The sequence below is a fragment of the Pseudomonas sp. genome, assembly GCF_037994325.1.
GTDB lineage: Bacteria > Pseudomonadota > Gammaproteobacteria > Pseudomonadales > Pseudomonadaceae > Aquipseudomonas.
Window position 1 is genome coordinate 1 of sequence record NZ_JBBNAH010000456.1, and the last position, 3,282, is coordinate 3,282.

General features: G+C 58.7%; 2 protein-coding genes. One reads left to right on the plus strand and one right to left on the minus strand.

Translation table 11 applies throughout. From position 1 onward, the window contains the following. Positions 1-1,330 (minus strand): protein-disulfide reductase DsbD (gene dsbD / locus AAAB16_RS15295; RefSeq protein WP_340664091.1); only part of this gene is annotated, 1,330 nt, incomplete at its 3' end. Between the two features lie 292 nt (positions 1,331-1,622). Here dsbD and AAAB16_RS15300 point away from each other — a divergent pair. Then, positions 1,623-3,282, plus strand: a 1,660-nt coding sequence (locus tag AAAB16_RS15300) for an aminotransferase class III-fold pyridoxal phosphate-dependent enzyme (RefSeq protein ID WP_340664092.1), incomplete at its 3' end; no start/stop codon positions are given.

The following is a 3,282-nucleotide window of genomic DNA, read 5'->3' on the forward strand; positions in this document are numbered from 1 at the left end:
CCCAAGCACTGATGCCATATACCAGCAACAGCAACCCAAGTAGCTGGGCCAAGCGTGCACGGGGTGCCTTGTAGCTGAACTCCAGTGCACCTAGGAACAACGCCACGCCCACCGCCAGCAATCCCCACAACGCCAACGCCAGGCTCGGCGGCAGCACACGTTCGAGCATCCATACCGACACCGCCAGCAGCAACACGCCGAACGCATTGCGCACCGTCACCATCCACGTGCCGCCCTTGGGCAACAAGGTGCCGCCGCCGACCGCAAACAGCACGAGGGGCGCGCCCATGCCCAAGCCCAGCGCAAACAACTTCAAACCGCCACCCAAGGCGTCGCCACTGGCGCTGATGTACAGCAGCGCCCCGGCCAGAGGAGCGGAGACACAAGGCGAAACCAGCAAACTCGACACCACCCCTAGCAGCGCCGCACCCCACAGTGAACCGCCCTTGGCATTACCGGCCATACGGTCCAGCGGCTCGCTGATAAAGCGTGGCAAGCGCAGTTCAAACACGCCAAACATCGCCAGAGCAAATACGCTAAAGAACAGTGCGAACGGCACCAGTACCCAGGCCGATTGCAGGCGCGCTTGTAGATTCAACTCCGCGCCAAACACACCCATCAAGGCACCCAGTACCGCAAAGCAGGCGGCCATCGGCAACACGTAGGCCAACGACAGGCTCAGCCCGCGCAGCCCGCCAATCTGCCCGCGCAGCACCACGCCGGAGAGGATTGGCAGCATCGGTAATACGCAAGGGGTAAAGGTCAGGCCTAAACCGGCGACGAAAAACAGCAGCAGCTCATGCCAGCTCCAGCCCTTCACTGGCGTTGGGCTGGCGGTGCCCGCGGCAGAGGCGTTGACCGGTGCGGCTTTGCCATCAAGCTCCAACCGCTCTGTTTCCGGCGGATAACACAGGCCTTTATCGGCGCAGCCCTGGTAGGTGACAAACAGCGAGTAGGGCAGGTTGTAGGCGTTTTTCAGCGGCAACTCGACATCGACAATGCCGTGGTACACCTCAACGTCGCCGAAATACTGGTCGGTTTTTTTCTCGCCATCGGGCAGTTTCGCCGCGCCATTGCCGACGTCGGCCGGCTCGATGCGGAATTGAAAACGATGGCGGTACAGGTAGTAACCGTCGGTGGCGACAAAGCGCAGGGTGACTTTGTCGGCCGTATTGCTCACCACGCTGAGCTTGAACGCCTCGCGCACGGGCAGGAAGTCGGCGCTGTTATTTAGCGGCGAGCCGAGTACCGCGCTGGGACGGTTATCGAGAAAACTGGCACTGGCAGGCAGGGCGAGCAACAGCAGAAATAGGCTGAGCAGGCGGCGCATGGAAATCTCACGACAAAGAGGTGCGCGCAATCATAGCGGAAAGCAGAGCGCCTTGGCCTTGGGCTAAACGACACAGGAGATTGCTGCTCTGACCGCCGTTGCCTCGTGGGAGGGCTCATAAACCTTTCCGCGCCTATAGCACTATGTATCGGTATTTTTTTAGGTCATGGCGTTGCTCGAGAATTTACGCATCGCGAGCACTCTCAGAACAGTCCGATATCTGCCGCATCGTTTCACCTCTAGATTGGTCCAGCGCTGACGCACTGGTACGTATGGCTGAGGGAGTTCAACGATGTTGGAAGAGCTGGGCAGTGAAGGGCATGCGAGCGATGAGCACGCTTTTACGCGCACCAAACGTAGCCACTATCAGTGCTTTGTCAGGCCGCTAACCGGTCGTTTGCTCAGTTGCTTGCGTTTGGATGTCGAGTATGTGGTTGCCCAGGGCGATGCCCTTGAATACATCGACGAGCGTGGCGAGCGCATAGGCGTTTACGATTTCCTCGGTGGCTATGGTGCGTTGATGTTCGGCCATAACCATCCGCAACTGGTTGCTAGCGCTATTGATCTGTTGCGCACTAACCGCCCCTTTGCCGCTCAGGCAAGCCTGCGTGGTTTCACCGCGCTGCTGGGGCACAAGCTCAATGCGATGTTGTCGGCGCGTTGGCACCGTGAGTTTGTCACCACGTTGGCCAATAGTGGTGCCGAGGCCGTGGAGGCGGCGCTCAAACATGCACTGTTGGCCCATCGTCAGCGCAGGCAAGGGCTGCTCGATGCCAGTGAAAAGCGCCTGTTGAAGCTGCGTAATAACCAGATGCCAGATCGCCTGCCAGTAGCCAGTGAGTCAGTGCGATTGTTAAAGGAGTTGCTGGAGCAAAAGGTGGCAACGTTTGCCGAGGCGGTACAGGCGGTACGTCGCCTCAATCAGCAGTCCTTTCTCGAGGCGGGTGCTTACTTCTGCTGCTTGCATCATTCCTATCACGGCAAAACCAGCGGAGCGGTAAACCTGACCGAGAACGAGCTGTACCGTGCCGACTTCGCTTCCATTGGACCGCAAGTAATTTTTGTCAGTCGCGACGATCCGGCTGATTTCCGGCATCAGGCCAGCATCCGTACGCTGCGCTATTACAGCGTCGGGCTTGATGCGCAACGCCAAGCCGTGGTCCAGGCTCATGAGATCTGTAACCTTGCCGCGTTGTTCGTTGAGCCCATCCAGGGCGAAGGCGGTGTTCATGTACTCGATGGCGGCTACCTACGCCAGCTTCGCAACATCTGCGACGATTACGAGATTCATCTGATATTCGACGAAATTCAGAGTGGCATGGGCCGTACCGGCCGCTTCCTTGCCTGCGAGGCAAGTGGTGTCGGCGCTGACTATTATTTGCTATCCAAAAGCCTGGGGGGCGGCTTGGCCAAGATCGCCAGTGTCAGCATCGCCCGGAGCTGCTTCGAGGAAAGATTCAGTCTGATCCACACCTCGACCTTTGCAGAGGATGATTTCAGCTCGGCCATTGCCCTGCGCAGCCTGCAACTGTTGGACGAAGACGCGAGCATCATGCGCGCCTGTATGCAAACAGGCGATGAGATCAAGACCGTCTTGCTGGAGTTGAAGCAACGATTCCCCGAAGTGGTGGCGGATGTCCGTGGCGAAGGGCTGATGCTGGCGATGGAGTTCATCGACCAAGGCCAGGCAGAGTCGCCTGGCCTGCGTGCCCTGGCCAGCAGTGACATCATTGGCTTTGTCTACGCCGGTTACTTGTTGCATGAGCACCGTATTCGCGTGGCGCCATTGTTGTCGAACAACAATGTACTGCGTTTCGAACCGGCTGCCTGTGTCTGTTTGCAGGCACGGCAACAGCTCTATGACGGCCTTGAGCGGCTATGCCTGATTCTGCGCAGCGGCAACTTCTACCACTTGGTGAAGTTCATCATCGGCTTAGCCACTCCCCATGCTC